We start from the raw sequence: 21,920 nt of genomic DNA, 5'->3' as shown, positions 1-21,920 counted from the left end.
ATATAACAGCTTACACACTTAGAATACTACTTTTTTACGAAAGTGAACGAAATAGTTGTGACATGTTTGTGAAATGTTGAGCAAACTACTATATATATAGTGTTAACTTCATTTAAAAGTCTTTAAAATTAACCCTTTCCTTAATTGTATTTTTTTGGTATCCTTATATACGAGTCCTATTTTGTAATATAAGAACAATACCCATTGTAGAGCTGTAATACTCTTATCTCCTAATCTGTTATAGTTTTTATAACAGAACAAAAAAGTGTACACATGTTGTACACTTTTTTTGTTACTTCTATAAAACATCTCTTTTTCTATTGCCATCATAGAATCCGCCACGATTGTCTGTTGATGCAATTATTTGCTCTAGTCCTTCTATATGATCACCTATAATTCGAAGTACAGCTGGAGGATGACCTATTTTTGCAAAATGTTCACTGGGACGAATACGGTTCATCTTATCAACCTCAACACGACATACACATGCAATTTCAAATCCAGAAAGAAGAGCCTTCACCTGTGCTACACAAGGTGACAATAAAGATGTATATCCAATTGCTTTCAAACACTTGTGGCTAAATGCATTAGGTACCGCAATAAGTGAGCCTACCCCTAAATCCTTTCTATCACAAGCTAAATTTAGTGCATACTTAAATGCAGTTACAAGATGAAGTGGTACTCTTAAATCTAAATAATGATTTAAATCATTTAATGCGACGTCCTTTCCATCTGCAATAGCTTTTGCAAAAGGATATAGTTCACTAGCTGGAATAACAAAATCACCATCTATAAATAACACAATTTCTCCTTTTGCAAAATAAGTTCCAAGTGAACGCCCTACATCGTTTCCAAGGGCTTCTTTATATACAATGGTTGTTGCGCCTTTGTCTTTTGCAATCGTTGCTGTTTTATCTGACGAACCATTTACGACAACGATTATTTCAAAAGGTTCAATTTTACGAAGCTCTTCTATAACCTTTCCAATTGTTTTCTCTTCATTTTGTACAGGAATAACAACCGATAGTTGCTTTTCTCTATACAAATTGGATGTAACGCCCCATCCTTGATAAAAATCTTCGAAATTTAAAGTATGATAGACGCTATCCCTTTTCCTATTTCCATCATAATATCCCCCGCGTATATCACTGCTTACTATTCGTTCTGCAACTGCTTCTATATGATCACCTATCATTCGTCTTTCAGATTGAGAAAGGTTCGTTCCATATGCAGCATGTTCAATCGGTCGAAATTTATTCGGCGTAATAACATCAATAGCACAATGACGGTTAATTCTCCATTTACTTTGTGCTATACGTAAATGAGCTACAATAGGATTAACTAAACATTCATATCCAATACTTTGGACGACTTCTTTCGTCAACGCATGAGGTACAGATAATAAAGAATCTATCTTTAATTCTTCACGCTCTAACATTGCATTTAATATTTGACGCCACACTGTAACGGAATGGGGTTTTTGTTTCTTTAAAAACAATGCGTCCAAATTATTTAAAACGATGTCAGTCTGATCATGTAAAATTGGATTAAGAAACAATTGTAATTTGGAAGTTGGAATAGCAAAGTCCCCATCTATAAATAGTAATACATCACCTATCGCATGTTTTGCGCCAACTGCACGCCCTACATCGTTTCCTAATAGTTCTGTATACCTGATTACTTTACAACCTAGCTGATCAGCAACCTCTTCTGTACCATCATTACAACCATTTGCTATGACAATAATCTCTACTGGATTTAACGGTTTTACCGATTGAATAACGTCTGAAATCGTATCTACTTCATTACTTGCAGGAATAATAACTGATAGCGACTTAGCCATTGTTTTCTTCACGAAACCATTTAATAGTTTCTTTCAATCCTTGTTCCCACGTTACTGTCGCTTGAAATTGAACAAGTTCTCTTAACTTTGTTACGTTCGGCCTTCTATTCGGAATTTCTTCAAAGCCATGTGGATATACTTCCTCAAAAGGAACTTTTACAATTTTCGAAGAAGATTTCGTTAGTTTTTTTATTGTTTCTGCTACTTCTTTTATACTCTGTTCGTTCTCAGAACCTATATTAATAATCTCACCATTTACCTTCTCATCCATTGCTCGAATTGTGGCTTCTACCGCATCACTCACATACGTAAAGCAACGTGTCTGCTTTCCATCTCCATATACGAGAATGTCTTCTCCTTGCAAAGCTGCACGGATAAATCGCGGGATTACCCCTGCATATGGACCATCTTTCGCTCTTGGACCATAAATATTAAAATAACGAACAATCGTTACAGGTAAGCCTTCTAATGCGTATCCTAAACATAATGTTTCTTCTAACGTTTTACAAACTGCATAACTCCAACGAATTTTAGAAGTTGCCCCATACAATCGATCTCCTTCTTCAGAGAAAGGCGGTTTGCCTTTACCATACACTTCTGAAGTAGATGCAAAAACTACTTTCTTCTTTCCTTTTAATGCTGCTTGTAAAATATTTCTCGTTCCGTCAAAATTCGTTTCAATGAGCTCTATACTTTTTTCCATTGTCGTTTTAACACCTAAAATTGCTGCTAAATGAAACACTACATCATGTTGATTTACTAATTCATAAATAGAATTTTTATCTAAAACACTTATTGGAATAACTCGAATCTCTCTCATTAGCTCATTATGATACTTATTTTTCCCTTTATAGAAGTTATCCACAATTGTGACTTCATAACCCCTTCTCACCAACTCTTCAGCTAAATGAGATCCAATAAATCCGGCCCCACCTGTAATTAAACATTTCTTACTCATACACTCACCTTCTTTATAATTCCCCTTGTATCTATTACTCGGTTCATTCCTTTAAAAAGCTTCCAATCGATATTAGAGTGGTCAGTTAAAATTAAAATACAACCTGCCTCTTTAACTGTTTGTTCATCCAAAGCAACAGATTGATACACCTTATCTCCAATTTCCGCGGAAGAAATATATGAATCATGGTATTTTATCTCGTATCCTTCTTTTATTAGTAATTGAATAATTGGCAAAGCCGGTGATTCTCTCAAATCATTTACATCTTTCTTATATGCGATTCCTACAATTAAAACTAGTCCGGGTGATTGCACCATACCCTTTACTTTCCGGACTATTTTCTCTGGCATTTCTTCATTAATTACATGTGCCGCCTCAATTAATTGACTAATTGCCCCATTCTTTTTTATTCTCCATTGAAAATATAAGGGGTCTACGGGAATACAGTGCCCCCCTATCCCTGGTCCTGGCCAATACGGAGTAAATCCAAAAGGTTTTGTAGATGCCGCTTCAATGGCCTCATAAAAATCAATCCCTAAACTTTCACATAATGTGTTTAACTCATTTACTAAAGAGATGTTAACTAAGCGCTGAATATTTTCAAATAGCTTACACATCTCTGCTACTTTCGGCGAACTAACAGGTACAACTACGTCAAAAATGGTACTATATAAATCCTGTACTTTTTGTTTACACTTTTCTGTTTGTCCACTAATAACTTTTGGAATAGATTGAACTGAATATTGACTATTTGCTGGATCAATTCTCTCAGGGGAATATCCGATATAGAAATCTTCTCCTACCTTTTGGCCAGCTTGAGAAATAATAGGAATAATAACTTCCTCAAGTGTGCCTGGATATGTGGAACTTTCAAAAATGAAGGTTTGTCCTTTTTGGAGATTTTGTTGTATATAATGCGAAGCTGAAATGAGGGCACTTAAATCTGGTTCTCTTCGTTCATTAATTGGAGTTGGAACAGTAACAATAACATAATCACTACTTTGGAAATCAGTAATACCTTTATCTGGTGTATTTACTATTAATTTATTTTTAGTCAATAAACTTTGCAACACTTTAGAAGAAACATCTGGAATATAACTTTCTCCTTTTATAATCGATTCTATTTTTCTAGTATCTTTATCTAATCCAAGTACGGTATGTCCTCTTTCTGCAAAATGGACTGCCAAAGGAAGACCAACATACCCTAATCCAATAATAGCTACTTTACTACTAGCATTCATCTGTATTCTTTTCTTCCTTTCTCAATTGTTGAATAGTGTCTCTATCGCGATCTCCATCTGTAAAACTCCCACGTTCGTCTGTATATTGTAATAGATAAGCAATCGCCTCAAGTTGATCACCGAAAATACGGTCAAATGCCGGAATACGTCCATTTACAAATCCATGTTGCTCCGGGCGTACCCGATTGGTTTTTATAACATCTACAAATTCTACTGCTGTAATAGAAAAAACCTCCAAAATAGCTTTCATTTGAGCTAATGGCGGAATAACAAGCGAGTCATATCCTATTTTCTCTATTACCCTTTTATGCATAGCATGTGGTACTGCCGTTAATGAGTTATTCCATAAATCCGGTCTTTTCGCTACTAAATTCACAAAATATTTCCCCATACTAATTGGATCTGCAGGATGAAACATATCTAATAAGCATTGTAAATCATTTAAAACCACGTCACTTCCATCTTCAACAGCTTGCAAAAATGGAGTGAGCTTTTTTGCTGGAATAACAAAATCACCATCAACGAATAAACAAATATCTGCCGTAGCATGCATGGCACCTATCGCTCGTGCTACATTATGTCCAAGCGCCTCCCCGAATTCAACAACAATAACATTCTCTAGCTTTGCCTGTTTAACAGTCTCAAAATCTGCTCCATTCGCGACAACAATAATTTCATCTACCCCTGCTTTTTTTACTTCTTGTATAACAAATCTTATCGTCATTTTTTCTTCTGACACTGGTATAATCGCACTATATTTCGCTTTTTCCTTCTTTAATACAACTGGTTTATAGTTCCCTATAAACTCCCTATCCCTGTTTCCCTCCGAAAAACCGCCGCGTTTACCATATGTTTCGATTACATATTGCAAAGCACGTAAATGATCACCCATAATACGGCTAGTCGCTTTCGGATAAGGAGAACCAGGTGATGTTCCTGTATGCACAGGACGAACCTTATTTGTGTGAATTACATCGACCGAAGCCGTATCAACAATATCTACTCCTCTAGACATCGCTATCGCTTGAAATAGTGCTGGATCTGCTAAATTCCACCACCCAAGTTTCTCGATAACTTCCCTGCTCATCGCATGTGGAATTGCAATTAAAGATCCAACAACAAGCTCCTTTTTATTCAAATAACGATTCAACATGAACTTTCCAACTGTCGTATAATGTGGTCTCATCTTTAAATAAACCGACCATGTTAAATTATTCACAACAATTTGATGCCCTTGTCGAATTCCTTTCACGAAACGTTGTAACTCTTTACTATCAATAACAATATCACCATCTAAAAACAAAACAATTTCACCTTTTGCTTCTCTAGCTCCAATAGCCCGTCCAACATCATTGCCAAGAGAATGTTTATAATAAATCACGTGACAATGATGTTGTAACGCTATGTCTTTCGTTCCATCTGTCGAGCCATTATCTACTACAATAATTTCGTAAGGCTTGAGCTTCTCCACTTCTACTAAAACTTGTGATAAAGTACTCGCTTCATTGTGCGCTGGAATAACAACTGATACTCTCATACTTGTATCACGCTTACCCTTCCAAGCGAACATAAGCAATAATAGGAGTACGCACAATTACATCTTCCGGTGGTCCATAAGAAGGAGAAGTACGAACACTTACCGCCCCATCTGTCACAGATAAAAGAATGCCTGTAACAATTTCTACAGCTGTCACAACTTGCACTAATTCACCAACATGGTTACGTAATTCATCAGTAAATAACATATATAGCTCTCCTTTCTTACACTTCTTTAATTGATATAATACTTGTAAATGGTAATAAAACTTCAGTTCCTATACCTTCTTGCAATGTTAAGAAATCATCACCGACTGCTACAATAACGCCTGTTAATTGTCCAACTGTCACCGTAATTTCAACATTTTTACCTAAATACTGCTTTGCAATTTCTTTAAAAGGTGATGTATTGCATTCTTTTAAAATGTTGCAAATAATAGATTGAAATTGGCTTGATTTTATAAATTCTTCCGTAGCTTGCTTAGAGTTTCTTTGAATAAACCTTGCAAAGTTTTGCGAAAATAAAAGTCGTTCCACAGCAGGCAATAATTTATCATCTAAAAAATAGCTTAATTGTCTATTAAACAATCTTGATAATTTATGCCAATATTTTCTGAACAGACACATACACTTCTCCTCCTATTATTTTTAGATTATAAAATTTTACATCCATACATCTTAATGTATACAAAATAGATATTTTTGTGATAGGTAAGGCATACATTTTCTAAAAGAAATATTTGTTTCAGGGCAAAAAAAAACTATCCAAAAGGATAGTTTCTTACACTTCAATATTTCGCAACATCGTATAAATGTCATTATTCACTTTACCAAATGATTTAATGTTGTTTTGAATGTTAGATAATAAAACAACATACACACTACCATTTTTACTAAATCCATTTAAACAATTCCAACCTGGCATTACACCGTGATTCGAATAGCTTCCTGGGTCTACGTACCAGCCAAATCCGTAATCTTTTTTCACGGCTGTAAACATTTGATCATAACTCGCTTTTGAAATTAACTTTCCAGAGTATAACGCTTCGTTAAATAAATATAAATCATGTGCACTCGTATATATATCACCACAACCATATAGTTGTGACATGCTCGGAATATTAGGTGTTGTCATATTATTATTTACTATTTTATAACCCGTTGATGGGAATCTTGTTTGTTCTAACGCTGTGCCAAAACCAGAATGTTTCATACCGGCAGTAGCAAAAATATGTTGTTTAATATATTCTTCAAGCGACTGTCCACTTACCTTCTCGGCAATGTATGCAAGTATAGAGTAGTTCGAATCGGAATACTTCCACTTCTCTCCTGAACCACCAATACGCTTTTGATTTCCTATCCGCTTTATCAGTTCTTCATGGGAAATATCTTCTTTTCCTTGCTCATATTCTGGAATCCCTGATGTATGTGTTAATAGATGTTTTAGCTGAATACTATTACCTTGTGGAAAATCTGGAATATACTTCGCAACAGTATCTTCAACTTGTAATTTATTTTGATCTTTCAATTGCATAATAGCAGTTGCTACAAACGCCTTTGAAATAGAACCAATATAAAAAGTCGTCTCTGAATTATTCGGTACTTGCTGCTCTTTATTTGCCATACCGTACCCTTTATTCAGAAGAACTTTTCCGTTCTTCACAATAACAGCTGTCCCGCTAAATCCTGCGTTTTGTAAATACTGGTCCAATTGAGCGTTTTCATTAATTTCTTGAGGTGGTCCTTCAGCAGGCTGTTCCGCAGCTTGCGCTTGCTTCACTTGTTCTTCCTGCTCTTTTTGTTTTTGCTTCTGTACGTCTTGTTTCTTTTTTTCTTCTTTCTTTTTTAGCTCTTCTTGTTTCTTCATTTCTGCTGCCGCTTTTAAAGTTTCTTCTTTCTTATTATGCGCAACAATTTTTGTATACATAAAATATACAAGTAATAATAGTAAGACGAGAATGATTGTTCTTTTTATGTATACAATCGGCCGACGTGCTTTCCCATTCGCATTATTTTTTTCCTGATCCATAATTGCCTTTTTCCCCTTATTCACCAATAATTTACTTCCTCTACTAAAGTTTCATTTTAGTAGATTATGGATAATCCATTCTATATCATCCCTACTTTATCACGCACTGCACATATTACCAACCTATATATACAAAAAAGAAAAAGAAAATTTACAAAAGTAAGATTCCCGTTAAATTTTCAACATAAAAAAAGAGGATATCCTCTAAAAAACTGATGTTATCAATTTTTTTGGATATCCTCTTATCTAATTATTTATACGTGTTTTTTCATATCATCGGCAACAGATTCAACATTTGTACCTACGATAACTTGTACACTTGTGTCACTCAATTTCATAACACCTTTTGCACCCGCACGTTTTAGTGCCGCTTCGTTTACTTGACCAGCATCTTTCACTTGTAAGCGTAGACGTGTTGCACAGTTATCAATAACTGTTAAGTTTTCTTTTCCGCCTAAAGCTGCTACGTAAGTTTCACCAATTGAACCTGCAACTGGTGCATCCGCATCTTCAACTAACTCATCGTCATCTTCACGACCTGGAGTTTTTAAGTTGAACTTCTTAATTAAGAAGTAGAATACTGCAAAGTAAATTGCTGCATAAATTAAACCGATACCTGCTAATAATACAGGTTTTGTTGCAATACCAAAGTTAATAACATAATCAATAGCACCTGCACTAAATGTGAAACCATCACGAATGCCAAGTGATGTTGTTATGAATAAAGAAAGACCTGTTAATACTGCATGCACACCATATAATACTGGTGATAAGAACATGAACGAGAATTCGATTGGCTCTGTAATACCAGTTAAGAATGAAGTTAACGCTAAACCAGCTAACATACCAGTAACTGCTTTACGTTTTTCTGGTTTAGCAGCCGCAATCATTGCGAAACAAGCTGCTGGTAAACCAAACATCATAACTGGGAAGAAACCAGTCATAAACATACCCGCTGATGGATCTTTTGCAAAGAAACGAGCGATATCACCATGAACAAGATCGCCAGCTGCATTTGTAAAGTCACCAAGTACAAACCAGAAGTATGTGTTCATTACGTGATGTAAACCGATTGGAATTAATAAACGGTTTAATAATCCGAATAACCCTGCACCGATTGAACCTAAGTTTACGATACCGTGTGATACTGCATCAATACCAGTTTGGATTGTTGGCCAAATTTGACCGAATACTAATCCTAAAAGAAGCATTACAATAGAAGTAATGATTGGTACGAAACGTTTTCCAGCGAAGAACCCTAACCATTCTGGTAGTTTAATCTTATGGAATTTGTTGTATAGTAATCCAGCGATAACCCCGGCAATAATACCACCGAGTATGGCCATATTTATTTTGGGCGTCAAAGCTGCTGCTTTAGAAACTTTATTCATCGTATCCGCTAATTTAGTTGGATCTACTGAACCGACTAAATCTTGAACACTTTTTAATTTATCATTTAGTTCTGCTGTTGAGTAAGTAACACTTAAAGCATTAGTTGTATTCTTCATAACTAAATAACCAATTGCACCTGCAAGACCAGCTGCACCACTACCGTCAATAGATAAACCGATTGCAACACCAATTGCAAAAATAAGTGCTAAATTATCAAAAATTGCTGCACCGGCCTGTGCCATAACAGGAATGTTTAATACGTCTTCTTGTCCTAGACGAAGCAATAATCCTGCTGCTGGTAGTACTGCGATCGGAAGCATTAAAGCTTTACCAATACGTTGTAAAAACTGCAACATTTTAATTCCCCCTAATTAAATTTATGAAATCGTTATCATTATAAGTACGCTTTAGAAAACGCTTTCTATTACATAACCATAATAACATATAGTTGTATAGATGTGTAGTTTTTATTTCTGAACTTTTTATGGATAAATCTCCTATTTCCAAACTGTTATATAAAAGGAAAATTCTCCTTTTAAAAATACACAATACTCGAAACGAAAGACCTATTATAGCACATTAAACTTTCGTTTTATCATTCCACTTTTTCATGTTATTATTTATTTCCGAGCATATCGGGAAAAGTAAACTTAGTTAATTCGAAATAGGAGCGTTGGTACTATGCAGTGCATTGAAACAAACAACTTACAACAGTTGTTAGAACAAGTAAAACCATATACGAAAAAAGGAAAACTTGCTACTTATATCCCCGAACTAGGAAATGCAAATCCAGACGATTTAGGGATTGCCATTTTCCATAAAGAAACAGAATATATCCATGCAGGCAACTCACAAACACTATTTACTCTTCAAAGTATTTCCAAAGTAATCACACTTGCCCTTGCCCTTTTAGACCGTGGTGAAGAATATGTATTTTCTAAAGTTGGAATGGAACCAACGGGTGACCCATTTAATTCTATTATTAAGTTAGAAACGACAAGTCCATCCAAACCCCTTAATCCAATGATAAATGCAGGAGCATTAGCTATTACAAGCATGTTAGCAGGAAAAGATAACGAGGAAAAAATGGAACGTATTCTTCATTTTGTACGTGAAATAACAGATAACCCTACTATTAATTATTCCTCTAAAGTTGCCGATTCAGAATTAGAGACAGCTTATCTAAATCGTTCGCTTTGCTATTATATGAAACAAAACGGTATTATCGATTGTGATATTGAAGAACTTATGGATTTATATACTCGTCAATGCGCAGTTGAAGTAAACTGCATCGATTTAGCACGTATCGGCTTAATTTTTGCAATGGATGGATATGATCCATATAAGAAAAAACAAATTATCCCTAAACATATTACAAAAATCTGTAAAACATTTATGGTCACATGTGGTATGTATAACGAATCTGGTGAATTTGCAATACGCGTTGGTATCCCTGCCAAAAGTGGTGTAGCGGGTGGTATTTTCGGCTGCGTAAAAGGCGATATGGGAATCGGCATTTTCGGACCAGCTTTAGATGCAAACGGAAATAGTATTGCTGGTTTTAAAATTCTTGAACTTCTTTCTGCTCAAGAAGGTTGGAGTATTTTTTAATCGCGAGTTATCCTGCTATACTAGCAGGATTTTTTATTTCACCAAAACCTCACTTTTGTCAGTTATCAATCCTCTTACAAAAACAGTGCTGAAAGTTTCTCTATATCATGCATATTTGTTCCCCCCTCCTGAATAATATAGTACAACCTAGCGCTATATGTGGAGGTGTGAAAGATGAAACTAATATTTCAAATGGGAAAACAACCTGTTCTTGAAAAAACAATCCTTCTTTTTATATTGAGTATTGTAGAAAGCTTGAAGTTAAAAGTTGTTTCACTCGACGAAGCTCACCGATACATATTCAATTTAGAAGTACTTGAATTATTAATGGATCGGAACATCGATGATCAAGTACTTGAACTTATTCATTTCGGGATGGGACTTGAAGACATTCATCATGTGCTTCCTGAAGAACTTGAGCACACGATTGAGGAATTAAAGTGGCTTTGCATCCAAGTGTTAAGTGAATACAGTATGCATGAAGAATCAGAGCAATTAATTGAAGACATACGCTAAAAAGCACCTATGTAGTATGTAGGTGCTTTTTATTTATTAAGAAGTAAATATCCGATGTCGATATATGCAACTTATTCAAGTATTTCCGAGGAAATGCTCGAACATTGTTTTTCTATTTTTACAACAACTGATCAATCCCAATAAGTATTAATAACACTCCTGCAATAACCGTCGCCCATTTCCCTAAGTATGCTGCTAAATATCGTTTCCCTACATATACAAAACCACTTATGCAAATAAAACTAAACACCCCAGAAATAGTCGCTGTAAGCCAAAGATTTAAATTTGTTACCCCAGCATCAAACCCACCTGCAATATTATTAATAGATAATGCAACTCCTAAAACAAGTGCTTCAGAAAAACTAATTGTTTTAGAGCCATCAAAATCTGCTTTTTCTGGATCACGTAAAATTCCCATAAGTACATTATCATCTTTAGAACCTACAGTATTTTTTTGACTCAAGAAAGGCTGACATAAAATAAACACCCCGATTATCCCTAAAACGATTGCTCCAATCAGGTTTGCTGTAAACTCTGAAATAAATAACGCAATCCAGTTCCCAAAAAATCCAGCTAGTAAAGTAAATAAAAACCCGAAGAATGCGATGATAAAATTGTTAAACCACGAAATACGAATTTTACGAATGCCATACGCAATTCCAACACCTGCATTATCTAAATTAGAAGCGATCCCGATTAAAAAAATTGAAAATAAGCCTGCCGTACTCATAAATAGTCACCCCTTTTTCTCACTTTTCAATGCATATTATGAAAATGTTGAGCAACTGTGCCTGTCTGTTTCATATACTTGTAATAAATGCTCAACATTTTTTCAACACTAAAAAAGGAGTGCCTACACTATGGCTAATGAAAACCCGAATGATCGGCTTGGTAAATTAATAAAAAAACTTTTAAAAGAACGCGCCCTATCTATGCGCCAACTAGGAATACTTACAAATATTGATCCTGCAACAGTCTCAAGAATTATTAATGGCAAACAACCGCCAAAACAAAAACATCTACAAAAATTTGCAGAATGTCTTCAAGTTCCACCCCAATTGTTATTTGATGAAATGTACCCTGATTCTCCTCACATAAATAAAGAAAAAACGGATATGTACACATCTCTTGATACCATTCAGCAAACTTTACAATCCTCTAACTTATTCGATTTCGATTACACTACAACTCGCGTAAAACAAGAACTCGAAAATTACGAACGCTATGCCCAGACAACAGAAGGCGAAAAACGTATTCATGACAGTTTTGCAAGCAAATTAGAGCAAATTGATAGTGCTGGTCCTTTTATTGAACAATTAACAGATATGTATCAACAATTTTGTAATGAAGCCATTTCAAAAGAAGAACGTGCAGTTCTTGGGAGCGCATTACTTTATTTCATATTATCGACAGATATTATTCCCGACTATCTCTTTCCAATTGGCTATTTAGATGATGCGATTGCCGTTGAATTAGCGAAAGAGAAATTAATTGAAATGAAACGAAAGACATAGCAAAATAAAGAACTATTTCAGTTGTTTATATTCAACTCTGAAATAGTTCACTAAAAAATCGTACAAGTATACATACTCGTACGATTTTACTATACAAATCTATTTTTTCGTGTGGCACCATTCATATATAAATGTTGTTATCACTTTTGTAAATTCAATTAACTGTTCAATTTCAACTTTCTCATTTACAGAATGTGCTTCTTCTAATGTACCTGGTCCATATATAATCGCTGGAATGTGAAACTCACTAAACCAACCGCCATCAGTTACCGTTGCAGACATATCTAAAATTGCATTTTTTGATAGAATAGACTCGTGTACTGAGCTAAGTTTTTTTACAGCTTTATGTTCACTATCTACTTCTAATGAAGGAAAAATTTCACCACGATCTACAATCATTGATTCTCCGCCCCACTTAAATTGTGGCGGATTTTCACTTAACCATGGATCGGCAGCTGCCACCTTTCCAATATACTCTTCAATTTCGTTTATTATTTGTTCATGTGTTTCATTCGGATAGAAGTGCACTGTTATCCACAATCGGCACTCATCCGCAATAAACGCCGCATGCCTTCCTCCCTCAATAACAGCTGGATTAATTGTTGTTGTTCCAGATGGATAGCCTTCATATGTTTTCATGACTGCCCAGTGGCGCTCTAATTCTTGTAAGCTTTGTACAATTTTCATCATTTTTTCAATCGCACTCGCTCCAAATAAACGTCCTCCAGCATGGATCATTTGTCTGCGCGTTGCATCATGAAACGTTTGTGGACTTTTCACTGTAATCCATCCAGTAATGACACCGCCTTGTCCTTGCATATGTAAATCGCTCGTATCCACTACTACTGCAAAATCAGCATCGTAACCCCTTTTGCAGCATTGAAGTGTACCTGCTTCTCCAACTTCTTCTCCAATTACCGATTGAAAAGTTAAATCTCCAGGTAATTCAATACCAGCTTCTTGTAAAAGTTGAATGGCAAATAGCGCTCCAGCCAGCCCACCTTTCATATCTGCTGCGCCACGTCCAACTAACCAGCCATCTTTTATAAATGGATCAAATGGATTTGTTTCCCACGCCTCATCTGCTGACACTTCGGCTACATCCATATGTCCATTAATAATAAGACTTTTATATGAGTCACTTTTTATCCCTTTTTTTACCCCAACAACATTCGGATCATTCGGATATACATCCCATTTATCAATACTAAAATTTCGTTTTCTTAAAAACTCTGCAACAAATTCTTGTGCTTCATTTGTATTTCTCGCTGGCGGTGCTGGTGTTTCAAAACGAATTAAAGTTTTTGTAAGTTCTAGTAATTCCTCTTTCCTTGAATCTATTTGTTTTAACAACTGCGAAACTTCTGGATTCATCGCTAATTCCCCTTTGCATACATAGTATGTTTCCAGCTTTATTTTCACAAAAAAAGAGACTGTTTACAATTTTACAGTCTCCTAATTAATCACTATTATAAACTCTCTACTTCCGTTGTATTTGTCTTTTCAATATGCTCTACATTACTTCCCTTATTTCTTGTAGCACGATAAAACAGTAAGCAAACAATCATAAATGGAATACCACAATACAATGCCATTCTTTGTTCTGGAATAAAGGCCATGCCAACGATTACTGTTAAATTTAATACTAACGCAAGAAGTGGTACAAATGGATACAATGGTGTTTTAAATTTCAAGTCCTTAACATCCCCGCCCCGCTTCATGTATGACCTTCTAGCTAATAAATTTGATAAAGCAATAGATGCCCAAACTAGTATCGCTCCGAATCCAGCGATAGAAAGCAGCCATAAATAAACTGTATCTTCCGCATAAATACCTGATAGTAGTGAGAGACACCCTACAATTGTGCTTACGATTAATGCATAAATAGGAACACCGTTTTTAGATAACTTTCCAAAAATTGGACTAATCATTCCTTGATTAGACATAGACCATAGCATACGCGAAGTTGCATATAATCCTGAATTCGCAACGGATAGTACTGCTGTAATAATAACGAAATTTATAATATCTGCTGCATAAGGAATACCAATTTTATCAAATACAACTACGAATGGACTTTCTATTACTCCTGCTTGCTGCCAAGGGAATAGTCCAGCAAGAATAAAAATAGATAGTACAAAGAAAACAAGTATACGCCAAACTGTATTGTTAATTGCCTTCGGGATCGTTTTCTCTGGATTTTCACTCTCACCTGCTGCAATACCAACTAATTCTGTTCCTTGGAAAGAAAAATTAACTGCAATCATTGTAATTAAAATGGCTGATAATCCATTTGGAAACAATCCACCATAATCAGTAAAGCTAGAGAACATTGGCGCTGGTTCATTCCCTTTCATATCTAGAAACCCAAACATTGCTGCCCCGCCCAAAATAATAAATGCAATAATTGTAATTACTTTAATACTTGCAAACCAAAATTCCACTTCCGCAAAACTTCTTGAAGATAACGCATTAATAGCAAAGAGCAGTACCGCGAACACTACACACCAAATCCATGACGGTACATCAGGAAACCAACGTTTCATCAAAATACTAACTGCAATTAATTCAATACCTATCGTAGCAGACCAGTTTAACCACGACATCCATCCCACTACATAACCTGCTGCAGGAGAAATATGCTTTGTCGCATACGTTTGATAAGACCCTGCGTCAGGCATCGCAACCGCTAACTCTCCAAGACAGAGCATCGTTAAATACATTACAAATCCACCGACAAGATACGCTACAATTGCTCCTCCAGGTCCAGCTTCATGAATCGTATAACCTGATCCTAAAAAAAGTCCTGTACCAATAACTCCACCGAGTGCAATCATAAATATGTGCCTGCTTTTCAATTCTCTTTTTAATCCTTGGTTTTGATCCATCATATAAATCCCCCCTTTTCACTTTGCCAATCCATTTAATGTAAGCGTTTTTAAAATTATTCACCGTAAAAATAATGATTGAAAATAGCAAAAATACATATCACTTACATTAATCACTGCCTGTTACTAAAAGGTCATCCCTTACTGTTATTAATAACTTTTGATCAGCAATAGCTTGTCCTTCTACTACTTCTAATGATTCAATATAACCACTGATTCCTATCTTAATTTCTACTTTCTGTTTATCTATTGTTTCAATTAACGCTAATTTCTCCCACTCGTATACGTAAGAACTTTCCGTAACAAATAACTTCTCTACTTTTCCATAACAAGGACTATACACACCTTCTATAACTGTCTTCACTTTATAAACCCCTCCCTCTTATTAATTGACACCGAAACGTTGTATATCCTGTAAAAATTCATATTCTCCCCTCTAGAGATTTCAAATATTATTTATGCAAAATGCGTACCAAGTCTCTAATTCATATATTAAATGAGAGTTTTACACAAAAAAGCGTGCACAACCGCAAAATTTTTCTATCATTTGAAAAGTTTTAAAAGAAAAATAGCAAAAAAATTTTGCGGTTTTATAAGAATTTTAATAAAATTATAAAAAGTCAGTCTTCATAGGGTGAAATGAGGAGAAGATAATCTATGCGTACAGAAGACATTAATTTTAAACAGATCATTGAAATGAACATGCTATATGAAACTTTACTCAATGAACTCGATATCGGGATTCATATTATTAATGAGGAAAGTAAAACGATTATCTATAACCGCAAAATGATGGAAATTGAATCAATGGAACGCTCAGATGTATTATATAAAAGTCCTTTAGAAATATTTGCATTTGAAGAAAATAAAAATAGTACTCTTATAGAGGCATTAAAATTAGGAAAAACAAACAAAAATATAAAACAAACGTATTTTAACAATAAAGGACAAGAAATTACAACGATTAACGATACTTTCCCTATAATAGAAAATGGAAAAATTAAAGGCGCTATTGAAATATCAAAAGAAATTAGTAACTTAAAGCAAACAATAAGAATGGGCCCTTCTCGAAAACAAAGTACTAAATTTACCTTTGATCACATAATTGGTGATTCTGAAGCTATTCAATCAATCATTACTGAAGGAAAAAGAGTAATTCGTACATCTTCCTCCATACTTCTAGTAGGAGAAACAGGCACTGGGAAAGAACTATTTGCACAAAGCATCCATAATGAAAGTCAGCGTTCAACAAAACCCTTTATTTCACAGAACTGTGCCGCTATACCTGATACACTCATGGAAAGCTTATTATTCGGTACAAACCGAGGTGCATTTACAGGAGCTATCGATAAAGCTGGTTTATTTGAAGAAGCGAACGGAGGAACTTTGTTATTAGATGAAATCAACTCATTAAGTCCAGCACTTCAAGCGAAGTTACTACGAGCTATACAAGAAAAAACAATACGAAGAATCGGAGGCACACACGAAAAAGAAATTGATGTTCGTATTATAGCAACTATCAATGAAGATCCTTTCGAAGCCATCGCACATAATCGATTAAGAGAAGACTTATATTACCGATTAAGCGTCGTTACTTTATGTCTTCCGCCTTTACGTGAAAGAAAAGAAGATATTCTAGCTCTTGTTCAGCACTTTATTGAAAAATATAATACTCAATTTGGGCTCAACGTAACCGATGTAGATGTAAATGTAAGAGAATTTTTCTATGCATACGATTGGCCTGGAAACGTACGGGAGTTGGAACATATAATTGCAGGTTCCATGAACTTGATAGAAGATGAAACCATCATTACAGCGTTTCATATGCCTACTCGCTTTCGTGAACGAATAAAAACAGAATTCAATATGCAGCATGCACTAACTAATCACAATACTGATGCACCTAAAACTTTAAAACACACAATAGAAAAAATGGAAAAGAACTACATTAATCAAATTCTTAAAGAGAATCATGGCAACATTTCACAAGCTGCAAAATTTTTAGGATTAAGTAGGCAAAACTTACAATATCGAATTAAAAAACTGCATTTACACATATGAAATGAACATGTCTCCAAGTGCAAAAACAACTTGGTAAAATATGTTATAATAAACGTATAACATGCTAGAAAGGGGCTATATATATGAGTAATGATAAAAAATTAAAGTTATTACAATACTTATACTTTTTCCCTGCCATGCTCTGTATGATGTTATTCATTAATGCCGATGTAAGCAGCTCTCCTTATGCAAAGCTATTAGGAACAATTTTTGGCTCCTTTGCAGCTATTATGCTTGCTGCTTTTTGGAATTTAAAGCTACGTATAAAAAATGAAAAATCTTCGTAATACTAAAAAAATCGAGCTACTTAGCCCGATTTTTTTATTTGCCATTAAAACTCAACATTCTCTAAATACAACCCACTTGCCTCAGCAAGACAATTAATTTGATTGCGCTGCTTTTCTTCTAAAATGTTTGGAATTGCTTCAGCATCTAATTGTCCTAATCCAACTTCAATTAATGCCCCAACAATTTTTCTTACCATATTATGAAGGAAGCCGTTACCACTTACTCTAATTTGTACAAACCCTGCCTCTTCCATCACATCAAGTGTATATACTTCTCGAACCATAGATTTTTTCTTTGATTTCGCATTTGAAAAAGCAGTAAAGTCATGTGAACCAACTAAATGTTTTGCAGCTGCTTTCATGCTTTTCACATTTAATTTTTTATTCACATGCATGCTGTATTTACGCATAAATGGATTTGTATGCTCTTCATTCCAAATTTTATACAGATATGTTTTTGCTTTAGAATTGTAACGAGCATGGAAACGATCATGTACTTCTTCCACATTCGTAATGCTAATATCATTAGGTAAATATTGATTTAAATATTTTTTCACTTTATGTTCCACTAACTTCTCATCACTTTGAAAGTTAGCAACTTGATTCAAAGCATGTACACCAGCGTCTGTTCTACTACAACCGATAATTTCAATTTCTTTTCCGATCATTTCAGATATGACACTTTCGATTTTTCCTTGAATCGTATTATCGTTATTACCGAGACGTTGCCATCCTTTAAAACGTGCACCATCGTACTGAATCGTTAATTTATAATTATGCATAATATTCTCCTTCATAGAAAATATTCCCTCATACCATGAGGGAATATTAATAAACTTTACTTTCTAACAAGCTTCACTACATTTTCTACGTGAGCTGTATGCGGGAACATATCAACTGGTTGCACATACTCCACTTCATAGCTCTTCATTAATGCTTGTACATCACGTGCTAATGAAGAAGGATTACAAGACACATACACAACTTGTTTCGGCTTCACTTTTAAAATTGTTTCCAGTAATTTATCATCGCAACCTGTACGTGGTGGATCGACAACAATTACATCTGGACGCCATCCTTCTTTTACCCATTTCGGTAACCATTGTTCAGCTTTACCTGCTTCATATTTCGTATTTGTAAATCCGTGACGCTTCGCATTTTTTCTTGCATCTGCAATCGCTTCTGGAATTACATCCATACCACGTACTTCCGCTGCATCATTTGCAAGCCAAAGTCCGATTGTACCAACACCACAATACGCATCTACAATTTTCTCATCGCCTGTTAACGCAGCTGCTTTTTTCGCTTCATCATATAAAACAATTGTTTGTTCTGGATTCAACTGGAAGAATGCACGTGCTGATAATTCAAATGATAAATCGCCAAGTGTTTCTTGAATTACTTCTTTTCCAGCTAATTTAAATGTTTTGTCTCCAAAAATAACAGATGTTTTACGCCAGTTTACATTTTGCATAATTGATTTAACCGCTGGCATCTGTTTTTGTACTTCTGCAACAAATTGTTCTTTATTTGGTAATTCTTCTTTTGTTGTAATAAGTGTAACTTGTACTTCCCCTGTTTGAACTGCAGTACGTGTTACAATTGTGCGTACTAAACCTTTTTGTTTTTTCTCATTGTAAATAGAAACATTTAATTTTTCTAAAATACGTCTTACAACTTTTGTCGCTTCATTCGTTGCTTTATGTTGAATCATACAGTGAGCAATATCAATTAACTGATGTGAGTTTTGTTTATATAGCCCTGTAATAACCTTTTCGTCTTTACGCCCCACTTGTAATTGACTCTTATTACGGTAATGCCATGGATTTTCCATGCCAAGCGTTGGACGAATTTTCTCTTCCATACTGTTTTTCATGTACTTCTCAAATGCTTGTACAACGATATCACGCTTTTGATTCAATTGTTCTTTATAATCTAAATGTTGCAGCTGACAACCGCCACACTCCTCATATACTGGACACGGTGCTTTCACACGATGCGGTGAAGCTTTACGAACTTTTTTCACTTTCGCTTCAGCGAAGCCACGCTGAATTTTCGTTGTTTCTGCAACAACTTCTTCTCCTGGTAATGCCCCTGGAATGAAAACAACTTGTCTCTTAAAATAACCAACGCCTTCTCCGTTAATCCCAAGACGTTTAATTGTCACAGGAAACGTTTGACCAACTTCCAACTTACTCTCATGTTGCTTTTGTATCATTATTACACCTCTACTCTATACTTTTCCATAAATATAACGCTGCATAACTGCAGTATGGTTCACACTCTTGTTTCACTTTTTCTAAAAATGCACCATCAGGTTTATCATCTAATTGAAATATACCTTGCACTGCACGCTGAATCCCAATGTCCGCTTTCGGGAACATATTTTTCCGTCCAAGCCCAAACATTAAAAAGTTTTGCACTGTCCATGCACCAATTCCCCTAATTGGCAACAATTGTGCTGAAACTTCTTCTTCCGTCCCATTTTCTATACTCGCTAAATTTAATGTACCACTGACAATACTTCGACCTAATCCTACTATATATTCAGCCTTTCGCTGACTAAACTTCTGCTCTCTCAATTCTTCTATTGAAATATTTGCTACTATTTCCGGAGTGGGGAAAAAGAATACACCGTTCTTCTCTATTCCATACCGTTTCACAAATTGTTCTGTTAACACAGTAGCAAATTTCAAATTTATTTGTTGGTGAATGATACAGCGAAGAAGACAAGCAAAATAATCAAATTCTAAAATAATTGGAGTATAAGCATATGTTTCAAATAGTGGACGTAATGATGTGTTTAAAAAATGATTTTGTATATCTTGAAACGGTTCATTCCAATGAAAAATGGCCCTCATTCGTTTCATGACTTTCTCCGGATTTCCTGTCTGACTAGAAATCCAAAACTGTGGATTTTGAACAGTACCAATCCCTTGTAAGCGAACAATAACCTGTTCCTCGTCTATACAAAGCGGGATATAAATGACTTTCTCATCTAATTGAATGACGTTAAGAGGATCAAAAGATAAACGTTTTAATACTTCTTCAAAATGATACGGATACTCTAACGTAACATGTTCGCTCCACATACGTTTCCCCATCCTTTTTACACATCATTATAGCATGAGAAAACCGTAAGCATACATGCTTACGGTTGATTGCTTTTTACTAAGTCATCTAGACTTTTAAAATGATACCCTTTCTCGCGCAAATCATCAATGATTTTCGCAAGTGCTTCTGCATTATCTTTTGATATTGCATGAAGTAATAAAATAGATCCTGGGTGAATCATCGTCATAACATTATTATGCGCATATTGCCATCCTCTTTGCTGATCCACTTTCCAATCCAAAAATGCAAGTGACCAAAATACATTATAGTAGCCCATTTCTTTCGTAAGAGCTAACGTTCTTTCACTAAATACGCCGCGCGGAGGACGTACATATTTCACTTCTTTTTGCCCAGTTACTTTTTTAATTTCTTCCGTTACACTCGTTAATTCTTCACGAAGCTTCTCATCATTTACCGCTGTAAAATCAGGATGACTCCAAGAATGATTTCCAATAATGTGTCCTTCATCCTTCATTCTTAACAATAAATCTTTTTGTGTTTTAATGTAATGCCCCGTTACAAAGAAAGTTGCTGGTACTTTTTTCTCTTTTAATACATCTAAGATTTTCCCTGTGTATCCATTCTCATATCCATTATCAAATGTTAAATAAATATCTTTTTTCTTCGTATCTCCTAAATAAAACCCGCCATTTTTTTGCAGTAAATCCGTATATAACTTTCCTGCATCTGGTACTGTTTCATTTTTAGGACGCGGGATTCCCCAGTTATGTGGAGTATTTGTATAAGCCAATGCCGAAACTGGAACAAGTGCCATCATAATTGAAAAAATGAGACCGATATATAACCATTTATATTTCATAAATAGTCTCCTTTCCATATATAATCGTACCTGTAGTTTCTGTTTACTTACTTACTTTCATGCTGTGCATGTTTTTCTATATATACCAAAAAATGCATCTCGAAAGATTC

22 protein-coding genes are annotated in these 21,920 nt (G+C 35.0%); 5 read left to right on the top strand and 17 right to left on the bottom strand.

Annotated features, from left to right (window positions below; translation table 11 throughout):
* Positions 1 to 108 precede the first annotated feature (108 nt).
* The 9 genes from MHH27_RS02900 to nagE all read right to left on the bottom strand — a co-directional run bounded on the left by MHH27_RS02900 (position 109) and on the right by nagE (position 9,355).
* Entirely contained in the window at positions 109 to 330 is a 222-nt protein-coding gene (locus tag MHH27_RS02900; protein ID WP_002094217.1) for a hypothetical protein, read from the bottom strand.
* Positions 299 to 1,843 (bottom strand): glycosyltransferase family 2 protein, encoded by a 1,545-nt coding sequence (locus MHH27_RS02895; RefSeq protein WP_340944809.1) that lies wholly within the window; start codon positions 1,841 to 1,843, stop codon positions 299 to 301. Before MHH27_RS02895 ends, MHH27_RS02900 begins: the two co-directional genes overlap by 32 nt.
* Positions 1,836 to 2,801, bottom strand: coding sequence for an NAD-dependent epimerase/dehydratase family protein (locus MHH27_RS02890; protein WP_098251048.1), 966 nt, complete (start codon positions 2,799 to 2,801; stop codon positions 1,836 to 1,838). Before MHH27_RS02890 ends, MHH27_RS02895 begins: the two co-directional genes overlap by 8 nt.
* On the bottom strand, positions 2,798 to 4,042 hold the full coding sequence (locus MHH27_RS02885) for a nucleotide sugar dehydrogenase (protein WP_000994262.1): 1,245 nt from the start codon (positions 4,040 to 4,042) through the stop codon (positions 2,798 to 2,800). The genes MHH27_RS02890 and MHH27_RS02885 overlap by 4 nt, the downstream gene beginning before the upstream one ends.
* Positions 4,032 to 5,579: a glycosyltransferase family 2 protein gene (locus MHH27_RS02880; protein WP_025118422.1), complete on the bottom strand. Its 1,548-nt coding sequence runs from the start codon at positions 5,577 to 5,579 to the stop codon at positions 4,032 to 4,034. Before MHH27_RS02880 ends, MHH27_RS02885 begins: the two co-directional genes overlap by 11 nt.
* A 13-nt stretch (positions 5,580 to 5,592) precedes the next feature.
* Positions 5,593 to 5,787 carry a hypothetical protein gene (locus MHH27_RS02875; RefSeq protein ID WP_000899476.1) on the bottom strand — a complete coding sequence of 65 codons (195 nt, stop codon included), beginning with the start codon at positions 5,785 to 5,787 and terminating at the stop codon, positions 5,593 to 5,595.
* A gap of 16 nt (positions 5,788 to 5,803) precedes the next feature.
* Positions 5,804 to 6,205, bottom strand: coding sequence for a hypothetical protein (locus MHH27_RS02870; RefSeq protein ID WP_000335542.1), 402 nt, complete (start codon positions 6,203 to 6,205; stop codon positions 5,804 to 5,806).
* A gap of 154 nt (positions 6,206 to 6,359) precedes the next feature.
* Positions 6,360 to 7,607 (bottom strand): serine hydrolase domain-containing protein, encoded by a 1,248-nt coding sequence (locus MHH27_RS02865; protein ID WP_340941601.1) that lies wholly within the window; start codon positions 7,605 to 7,607, stop codon positions 6,360 to 6,362.
* Positions 7,608 to 7,861: 254 nt separating this feature from the next.
* Positions 7,862 to 9,355, bottom strand: a complete 1,494-nt coding sequence (gene nagE / locus MHH27_RS02860; RefSeq protein WP_097961686.1) for an N-acetylglucosamine-specific PTS transporter subunit IIBC — start codon at positions 9,353 to 9,355, stop codon at positions 7,862 to 7,864.
* A 325-nt stretch (positions 9,356 to 9,680) separates the two neighbouring features.
* Between nagE and glsA the strand changes: the two genes are divergently transcribed.
* Both glsA and MHH27_RS02850 read left to right on the top strand, forming a co-directional pair.
* Positions 9,681 to 10,610, top strand: coding sequence for a glutaminase A (gene glsA, locus MHH27_RS02855; RefSeq protein WP_001149850.1), 930 nt, complete (start codon positions 9,681 to 9,683; stop codon positions 10,608 to 10,610).
* A gap of 174 nt (positions 10,611 to 10,784) precedes the next feature.
* Positions 10,785 to 11,126 carry a DUF3969 family protein gene (locus tag MHH27_RS02850; RefSeq protein WP_000766603.1) on the top strand — a complete coding sequence of 114 codons (342 nt, stop codon included), beginning with the start codon at positions 10,785 to 10,787 and terminating at the stop codon, positions 11,124 to 11,126.
* Between the two features lie 118 nt (positions 11,127 to 11,244).
* Here MHH27_RS02850 and ytaF read toward each other — a convergent pair whose 3' ends face one another.
* Complete coding sequence (gene ytaF, locus MHH27_RS02845; RefSeq protein ID WP_098235995.1) at positions 11,245 to 11,856, bottom strand: sporulation membrane protein YtaF; 612 nt, start codon at positions 11,854 to 11,856, stop codon at positions 11,245 to 11,247.
* A 130-nt stretch (positions 11,857 to 11,986) separates the two neighbouring features.
* Here ytaF and MHH27_RS02840 point away from each other — a divergent pair, with 130 nt between their 5' ends.
* Complete coding sequence (locus tag MHH27_RS02840) at positions 11,987 to 12,640, top strand: DUF1232 domain-containing protein (protein WP_001262770.1); 654 nt, start codon at positions 11,987 to 11,989, stop codon at positions 12,638 to 12,640.
* A gap of 99 nt (positions 12,641 to 12,739) precedes the next feature.
* Here MHH27_RS02840 and MHH27_RS02835 read toward each other — a convergent pair whose 3' ends face one another.
* From MHH27_RS02835 to MHH27_RS02825, 3 genes are all read right to left on the bottom strand, one after another.
* On the bottom strand, positions 12,740 to 14,014 hold the full coding sequence (locus tag MHH27_RS02835; protein ID WP_098235996.1) for an acetylornithine deacetylase: 1,275 nt from the start codon (positions 14,012 to 14,014) through the stop codon (positions 12,740 to 12,742).
* 95 nt (positions 14,015 to 14,109) lie between these two features.
* Positions 14,110 to 15,531, bottom strand: coding sequence for an amino acid permease (locus MHH27_RS02830; protein ID WP_000969253.1), 1,422 nt, complete (start codon positions 15,529 to 15,531; stop codon positions 14,110 to 14,112).
* A gap of 106 nt (positions 15,532 to 15,637) precedes the next feature.
* On the bottom strand, positions 15,638 to 15,892 hold the full coding sequence (locus MHH27_RS02825; protein WP_000859489.1) for a biotin/lipoyl-containing protein: 255 nt from the start codon (positions 15,890 to 15,892) through the stop codon (positions 15,638 to 15,640).
* A 293-nt stretch (positions 15,893 to 16,185) separates the two neighbouring features.
* Here MHH27_RS02825 and MHH27_RS02820 point away from each other — a divergent pair, with 293 nt between their 5' ends.
* Entirely contained in the window at positions 16,186 to 17,589 is a 1,404-nt protein-coding gene (locus MHH27_RS02820; RefSeq protein ID WP_340941594.1) for a sigma-54 interaction domain-containing protein, read from the top strand.
* 83 nt (positions 17,590 to 17,672) lie between these two features.
* On the top strand, positions 17,673 to 17,876 hold the full coding sequence (locus MHH27_RS02815; protein ID WP_000063861.1) for a hypothetical protein: 204 nt from the start codon (positions 17,673 to 17,675) through the stop codon (positions 17,874 to 17,876).
* Between the two features lie 44 nt (positions 17,877 to 17,920).
* Here the strand turns inward: MHH27_RS02815 and truA are convergent, their stop codons facing one another.
* Genes truA through pdaA form a run of 4 tightly spaced genes read right to left on the bottom strand, consistent with a single transcriptional unit; the run spans position 17,921 to position 21,810 of the window.
* Positions 17,921 to 18,658 carry a tRNA pseudouridine(38-40) synthase TruA gene (gene truA, locus MHH27_RS02810; protein ID WP_000553114.1) on the bottom strand — a complete coding sequence of 246 codons (738 nt, stop codon included), beginning with the start codon at positions 18,656 to 18,658 and terminating at the stop codon, positions 17,921 to 17,923.
* A gap of 56 nt (positions 18,659 to 18,714) precedes the next feature.
* Positions 18,715 to 20,094: a 23S rRNA (uracil(1939)-C(5))-methyltransferase RlmD gene (gene rlmD, locus MHH27_RS02805; protein WP_000615211.1), complete on the bottom strand. Its 1,380-nt coding sequence runs from the start codon at positions 20,092 to 20,094 to the stop codon at positions 18,715 to 18,717.
* Positions 20,095 to 20,104: 10 nt separating this feature from the next.
* The gene (locus MHH27_RS02800) at positions 20,105 to 20,968 is read right to left on the bottom strand and encodes a DNA-3-methyladenine glycosylase family protein (RefSeq protein ID WP_072941434.1); all 864 of its coding nucleotides are present in this window, start codon (positions 20,966 to 20,968) and stop codon (positions 20,105 to 20,107) included.
* 59 nt (positions 20,969 to 21,027) lie between these two features.
* Entirely contained in the window at positions 21,028 to 21,810 is a 783-nt protein-coding gene (gene pdaA, locus MHH27_RS02795) for a delta-lactam-biosynthetic de-N-acetylase (protein WP_000875957.1), read from the bottom strand.
* Positions 21,811 to 21,920: the final 110 nt, after the last annotated feature.

Origin of the sequence: Bacillus sp. FSL L8-0152, from assembly GCF_038006365.1 — a bacterium.
Taxonomy (GTDB): Bacteria; Bacillota; Bacilli; order Bacillales; family Bacillaceae_G; genus Bacillus_A; species Bacillus_A cereus.
Note: the sequence above shows the minus strand (reverse complement) of the source record. Positions and strands in the feature narration are given on the sequence as shown.

What these genes read in the sequence shown, in the direction of transcription:
- MHH27_RS02900 (WP_002094217.1), bottom strand. Translation starts at nt 330, where the DNA reads ATGATGGCAATAGAAAAAGAGATGTTTTATAGAAGTAACAAAAAAAGT.
- MHH27_RS02895 (WP_340944809.1), bottom strand. Translation starts at nt 1,843, where the DNA reads ATGGCTAAGTCGCTATCAGTTATTATTCCTGCAAGTAATGAAGTAGAT.
- MHH27_RS02890 (WP_098251048.1), bottom strand. Translation starts at nt 2,801, where the DNA reads ATGAGTAAGAAATGTTTAATTACAGGTGGGGCCGGATTTATTGGATCT.
- MHH27_RS02885 (WP_000994262.1), bottom strand. Translation starts at nt 4,042, where the DNA reads ATGAATGCTAGTAGTAAAGTAGCTATTATTGGATTAGGGTATGTTGGT.
- MHH27_RS02880 (WP_025118422.1), bottom strand. Translation starts at nt 5,579, where the DNA reads ATGAGAGTATCAGTTGTTATTCCAGCGCACAATGAAGCGAGTACTTTA.
- MHH27_RS02875 (WP_000899476.1), bottom strand. Translation starts at nt 5,787, where the DNA reads ATGTTATTTACTGATGAATTACGTAACCATGTTGGTGAATTAGTGCAA.
- MHH27_RS02870 (WP_000335542.1), bottom strand. Translation starts at nt 6,205, where the DNA reads ATGTGTCTGTTCAGAAAATATTGGCATAAATTATCAAGATTGTTTAAT.
- MHH27_RS02865 (WP_340941601.1), bottom strand. Translation starts at nt 7,607, where the DNA reads ATGGATCAGGAAAAAAATAATGCGAATGGGAAAGCACGTCGGCCGATT.
- nagE (WP_097961686.1), bottom strand. Translation starts at nt 9,355, where the DNA reads ATGTTGCAGTTTTTACAACGTATTGGTAAAGCTTTAATGCTTCCGATC.
- glsA (WP_001149850.1), top strand. Translation starts at nt 9,681, where the DNA reads ATGCAGTGCATTGAAACAAACAACTTACAACAGTTGTTAGAACAAGTA.
- MHH27_RS02850 (WP_000766603.1), top strand. Translation starts at nt 10,785, where the DNA reads ATGAAACTAATATTTCAAATGGGAAAACAACCTGTTCTTGAAAAAACA.
- ytaF (WP_098235995.1), bottom strand. Translation starts at nt 11,856, where the DNA reads ATGAGTACGGCAGGCTTATTTTCAATTTTTTTAATCGGGATCGCTTCT.
- MHH27_RS02840 (WP_001262770.1), top strand. Translation starts at nt 11,987, where the DNA reads ATGGCTAATGAAAACCCGAATGATCGGCTTGGTAAATTAATAAAAAAA.
- MHH27_RS02835 (WP_098235996.1), bottom strand. Translation starts at nt 14,014, where the DNA reads ATGAATCCAGAAGTTTCGCAGTTGTTAAAACAAATAGATTCAAGGAAA.
- MHH27_RS02830 (WP_000969253.1), bottom strand. Translation starts at nt 15,531, where the DNA reads ATGATGGATCAAAACCAAGGATTAAAAAGAGAATTGAAAAGCAGGCAC.
- MHH27_RS02820 (WP_340941594.1), top strand. Translation starts at nt 16,186, where the DNA reads ATGCGTACAGAAGACATTAATTTTAAACAGATCATTGAAATGAACATG.
- MHH27_RS02815 (WP_000063861.1), top strand. Translation starts at nt 17,673, where the DNA reads ATGAGTAATGATAAAAAATTAAAGTTATTACAATACTTATACTTTTTC.
- truA (WP_000553114.1), bottom strand. Translation starts at nt 18,658, where the DNA reads ATGCATAATTATAAATTAACGATTCAGTACGATGGTGCACGTTTTAAA.
- rlmD (WP_000615211.1), bottom strand. Translation starts at nt 20,094, where the DNA reads ATGATACAAAAGCAACATGAGAGTAAGTTGGAAGTTGGTCAAACGTTT.
- MHH27_RS02800 (WP_072941434.1), bottom strand. Translation starts at nt 20,968, where the DNA reads ATGTGGAGCGAACATGTTACGTTAGAGTATCCGTATCATTTTGAAGAA.
- pdaA (WP_000875957.1), bottom strand. Translation starts at nt 21,810, where the DNA reads ATGAAATATAAATGGTTATATATCGGTCTCATTTTTTCAATTATGATG.